Raw genomic sequence first — 4,932 nt, forward strand, 5'->3', positions numbered from 1 at the left:
AGAAGCGGCTCCTTTTGGCGTTTCGGCGGCGTGATCCCAGCGCCTTCGACACGCTCTTTGCCCGCCACGCCGGAGCGGTGCTGGGATTCGCGCTTCGCCTGACCCGTGGTTGCCACGCCGAGGCCGAGGAGCTGGTCTCTGAGACCTTTGTGGCCGCTTTCCAGAACGCCGAGCGTTTCCGTGGATCGTCGCGCCTGACGACCTATCTGCTGGGAATCACCCTCAACCGCTGGCGGGATCGTCGGCGAAAAGCGCTGCTTCCCACCGTCCCGCTTCTCGACCACGACGCGCCGATTCCGGAGACCAGCTCTCTGCTTGCCCTCGCCATCCACGAGGCCGCACGCGAGCTGGAGCCTAGTCAGCGCGAGGCGTTTCAGCTCGTGGTCGTCGAGGGCTTCACCCACAAAGAGGCCGCACAGCTCCTCGAAATCCCGCTAGGCACGCTCAAGTGGCGCGTCGCCGAGGCTGTCCGCCGCGTTCGTCTTGCACTGGAGGAACCTAAATGAACTACTCTGAACCACACCCGGATTCGTCGGACTGGATCGCGCTGGTGCGGGGCGAGCACTCATGGCTCGCCGCTGGCCGTCTGCGCCGTCACTTGAAACACTGCCCATACTGTGCGGTTGAGCTAAAGGAGATCACCAGCATGCTTGCCGTTGTCAAACCCAAAGAACCTATTGTCTCAAAAGCTCTTGCCACGAAGACTTGGGGGGCTTTGCCTGCCGGGGGTACTACGAGGAGGAAGCTCCGTTTGCTTGGCTTTGTTGGTGGCGTTGCGTTAGTTGCTGGAGCCACGCTCTTTTTTGCGATGCCAGGCGGTCCGCTTCAACCTATTCCCTCGTTTGCTTCTGTTGAAGAATCTATGGGGAAGGTTCATACAGCGACGTGGAGAGTTCATATTACTATACAAAATCAAGAAGTAAAATCGGCTTATAAAACATATTTTGAACAGACATATTGGGCAGATCTTAAGCAAAGAAAAATCGCACGTTTGTTTTCTACAGGTAAGGAAATTAGAGAAGATAAACACCAAATCCGTTTATTTAAAGCAAAGGGATCCTCTGATATGTATTCCATTGGAGATAGGTCAAGTAAATTTGATGCTTCTGATGGAGATATATGGGTTGATAAAACTATATATTTTTATAATTCTGGAAATAATAATGATCGAGAATTAGGCTCTGGAAATTGGAAGTCAGATCGTATACGAGAAAGAGGTATGGATTATATTCGATATCGTCGATACTCTGTGAAGAAACATTATTTTCCTTATAAAACAATATCGCGAATTTTAGAGACTGTTTTCGTCGATCCGAAAACGAAGCTGATTGTACGTCGTGAGTCCCGTCATGTTTATACAAATTCTTCGGGCTCTGGCAGAAATGAGAGTGTTTGGATTGAAGATGGTTTTCGATATAACCTCGCTCCACCCGCAGGAGCATTTGATATCACGCCTCCACTAGGCAAGCTTTTCCGGTTGAGAGATTACCGCCTCCGCGAAGTCAGTGAGCAAGATAAAAAGATCTTGGAGCAACAGGCACGAAAAGCAATGCAAGCCTGGAATCAGAAGGATACGAAGAGCTTTGGGGATCTTTTTGATTTTTATGCAACGGGCCAGCTCAATAGCTTTCGTGTACGAAACAATCCTGACTCTGTGAAGGCAAGCTTCTGGCGCAAAACCTGGACAGAGCATCTGCAAAAGCGCGAGCCGTATCTTGAATATCTTTCCTACGACAAGCCATTTTTTCACTACGACTTTGGGCGAATGCGTTTGTATACACGCACTTCGACTTCGGAAGCGTTTCCTCCCCCCATTCCGATGGACGAGGTAACGGTTGGTGGGACGGCAACGGTACGTCTGAGGCGTGAGCCTAACCGAGTACAGAAGCGATTGGTCACCTTCAAGTTTGTTAAGCGTCATGGGCAGTGGAAGCTGGTGTGGATCGATAGCCAGCCAATGCCCCAGAAAGCCGTCGTTAAAAAATAAATCTTTCTTTCGCCATCCAGCCACTGGGTTTCTGCTACAAACACGGCAAGATGAACGAGAGACGCCTGCTGAGCCGCTTCCGCCAGCGCGATAAAGAAGCCTTCGATGTGCTCTTTGCGCGCCACGGCGAGGCGGTTTTGGCGTTTGCGCGACGGCTGACCGGAAGCTGCGCGGACGCCGAGGATCTCATGCAGGAGACGTTTCTGGCAGCCTACCAGGGAGTTGAGCGCTTCGGCGGGCGGGCGCGTCTCTCTACCTACCTCATCGCCATTGCCGTGCGCCGCTGGCGAGATCAGCAGCGAAAACCGCGCCACGAGACGGTCGCGCTTTTGGACGAGCACGACACGTCTCTGCATGCTCCTCATCCCAAAGATGCTCCCACAGAAAACCAAGCGCTGGCGGGGATTGTTTATCGTGCAGCCCTTGCCCAGCTGGATGACCCGCTCAAAGAAGCTTTTCTGCTTGTGGCTGCCGAGGGACTCACCCATAAAGAGGCGGCGCAAGTGCTCCAAATCCCGCTGGGGACGCTCAAGTGGCGTGTCGCCGAGGCCATGCGCCGCCTTCGGATTGCTTTAACGGAGGAACCCCTACCATGAACCATCTCACCGACAATGACCTGCTGGAACTCGCCATGGGGCACTCAGCCTTATCTACGCACAAACGACATCTTGCGCATTGCTCGGACTGTACCCAGCGCCTCGCCCAGACCCGCCAGCTCGTCGCCCTAACCCGCGAAGAAAGCCTGGACTCGATGACAAGTACATATCTACAAGAGCGCCTTTGGAGCGCTTTGCCTTCTGTTCCTGAGAAACGTCGGGCGATCCTACTGCGTCCCATCGGGCTTGTAAGCAGCATCGCATTGCTTGCTGGAGTGGCACTCTTCTCCACTATTCCCGGCGGCCCATTCCGCCCCATACCCTCGTTTGCCCAAGTGGAGGCCACGATGGAAAAAATTCAGACTGTGCACTGGACTGAAATGGAGTATCCACTGATCTGGAATGAGAAAAAGAAACAGTTTGTCAAAGGACGTATAGATCGTTATGACTGTTGGGCAGATATGAAAGCTCTTAAAATCTCTCGAGTTTCTATGAAAGGGCAGCCACTTCAGAGAAGTACTTTTTCGACACGTGAAGGCAATATAATGTATTTTCCTGATGCGCATATGTCGAGAAAGTCTAGTCAATATATACATACGCAAAGAGATAAAAGTGGTGCGGATCGTTTTGTGAAACTCATGAGGGATATGGTGCTTCTGTCTACTAAGGATAGCGCACATGTCGAAGAAGTCAAAAATGTCTATGGGGTAAACAACGTGGCATATTCATCTTGGCATAAAGATGTCGTGAGTCTTGAAGGAAGGTCTGCGCTGAAATTTAGTAGGGAGGTGACGACCTCGTCTCAAGATGATGTTGCTAAGGAGAATATCGTGGTATGGGCTGATTCTAAAACATTGCGTGTTCTCAGACGTGAAGCCGACCATGTCTTTAGTGAAAACAGACGGATACAGGTCGTCGCAGAAAATTTTAGCTACAACGAAAAGATTCCCAAAAGAGTATTTGAAGTGCCGACTCCTAAGGTAGGCGAATTCTTTTACTATATGTATTCAGGACAAAGAAAAGGTGAGAGTGTCTCAGAACTGCGGGCCAATGAGCAGGCACGTAAGAAAGTAGTCGAGGAAGCGATTCAGGCTTACTCGCGCAAGGACACGGCGGGCTTTCTGGCGCTCTGGGACTTTGACGCAGTGCCACAGCAGAAGCGAGCGGCACGGCGAGAGCAGGCACAGACATTAGTGACGACGCAGGCTTTGTACAAGAGCTGTCGGGCAGAGAAGGTGATGAGTGCGCATCCTGGGTCGCCCATGTATGTTCGTAAGAGCGAGGCCGACCCGTTTCCACCGCCCCCCCGTGCGCCCGAGATAACACTCGATGTGAATGTCCGAGCTTGGGTGACGACAGCGCAAACAAGCAAGCCATACTCCGCTCTCTCTACTTTCTCTCTTACCAAGCGCAGTGGGCAGTGGAAAATCCAGCAGCTTCGGCTCGCCAAGGAACCGCTTCCTTCTAATTAGTGAGGGCGGTAGGTGCCTGTTGTGGTGAGGCTCTGTAGACCCTGCTGGGTGTGGGTTGTGGGGGCTGAAAAGAGATCCAGAAGGCGTAGTAATAGTTTCATTGTGATTTTTATCCCCGGTAATTGTGGGGGTCTGAGCGAAAATCTTTAGGGGCGGTATACTGTCGGTAGTATTTTCTGACTTAAGGAGTCGCTTTTTGGAAACTCTGCCTCCCGGCAAGCTGCGTTTTATTCCCCTTGGTGGGATTGGTGAGATCGGTAAAAACCTTTACGTCTATCAGGTTCTAGATCAGTTGTTGGTCGTGGACTGTGGTCTGAAGTTCCCCGATGAGAAGATGTTCGGGGTAGACCTAGTCCTTCCCGATGTGCGCTGGTTGGTCGAAAACCGCGCCTCAATCCAGGCAATTGTCATCACCCACGGCCATGAAGACCATATCGGGGCGCTCTCATTTGTCCTGCCTCTGCTCGGAAACTCGGTTCCCGTCTATGGCCCGGCGCTGGCGCTAGGGCTAGCGAAGAATCGGCTGGGAGAGAAGCGGCTTTTAGACAAAGTCAAGCTGATCGAGTACAGTGCCGACGATGTGCTCCAGCTCGGGCACTTTGTGGTAGAGCCGATCCGCGTCTCCCACTCCATCCCTGATTCTTTTGCGCTGGCGGTTCGCACCCACGCAGGAACGGTCGTGCATACCGGCGACTTCAAGCTGGATCAGACCCCGGTAGATGGTCTGCTCTTTGATATCCCCAAGCTCGCCCGAATCGCCGAAGAAGGCGTTCTTGCGATTGTCTCCGATACTACCAATGTCGAGCGCACGGGCTACGTGCCCTCGGAGCGCATTGTGGGCCAGACCTTTGATCGGGTGATCTCCGAGGCACCTGGC

At 52.6% G+C, this 4,932-nt stretch carries 5 protein-coding genes; all 5 read left to right on the forward strand.

The window, feature by feature from the left end:
- On the forward strand, positions 1–506 hold a 506-nt coding region (locus RMO15_RS29650; RefSeq protein ID WP_309721661.1), incomplete at its 5' end, for an RNA polymerase sigma factor.
- Entirely contained in the window at positions 503–1,987 is a 1,485-nt protein-coding gene (locus tag RMO15_RS29655) for a hypothetical protein (protein ID WP_309721664.1), read from the forward strand. The genes RMO15_RS29650 and RMO15_RS29655, both read left to right, overlap by 4 nt.
- A 50-nt stretch (positions 1,988–2,037) precedes the next feature.
- On the forward strand, positions 2,038–2,583 hold the full coding sequence (locus RMO15_RS29660) for an RNA polymerase sigma factor (protein ID WP_309721668.1): 546 nt from the start codon (positions 2,038–2,040) through the stop codon (positions 2,581–2,583).
- Positions 2,580–4,055 carry a hypothetical protein gene (locus RMO15_RS29665; protein WP_309721669.1) on the forward strand — a complete coding sequence of 492 codons (1,476 nt, stop codon included), beginning with the start codon at positions 2,580–2,582 and terminating at the stop codon, positions 4,053–4,055. Before RMO15_RS29660 ends, RMO15_RS29665 begins: the two co-directional genes overlap by 4 nt.
- 196 nt (positions 4,056–4,251) lie before the next feature.
- The coding region (locus RMO15_RS29670; protein WP_309721671.1) for a ribonuclease J at positions 4,252–4,932 on the forward strand (681 nt) is incomplete at its 3' end.

It is taken from the genome of Armatimonas sp., assembly GCF_031410135.1.
GTDB lineage: Bacteria > Armatimonadota > Armatimonadia > Armatimonadales > Armatimonadaceae > Armatimonas.

What these genes read in the sequence shown, in the direction of transcription:
- RMO15_RS29655 (WP_309721664.1), top strand. Translation starts at nt 503, where the DNA reads ATGAACTACTCTGAACCACACCCGGATTCGTCGGACTGGATCGCGCTG.
- RMO15_RS29660 (WP_309721668.1), top strand. Translation starts at nt 2,038, where the DNA reads ATGAACGAGAGACGCCTGCTGAGCCGCTTCCGCCAGCGCGATAAAGAA.
- RMO15_RS29665 (WP_309721669.1), top strand. Translation starts at nt 2,580, where the DNA reads ATGAACCATCTCACCGACAATGACCTGCTGGAACTCGCCATGGGGCAC.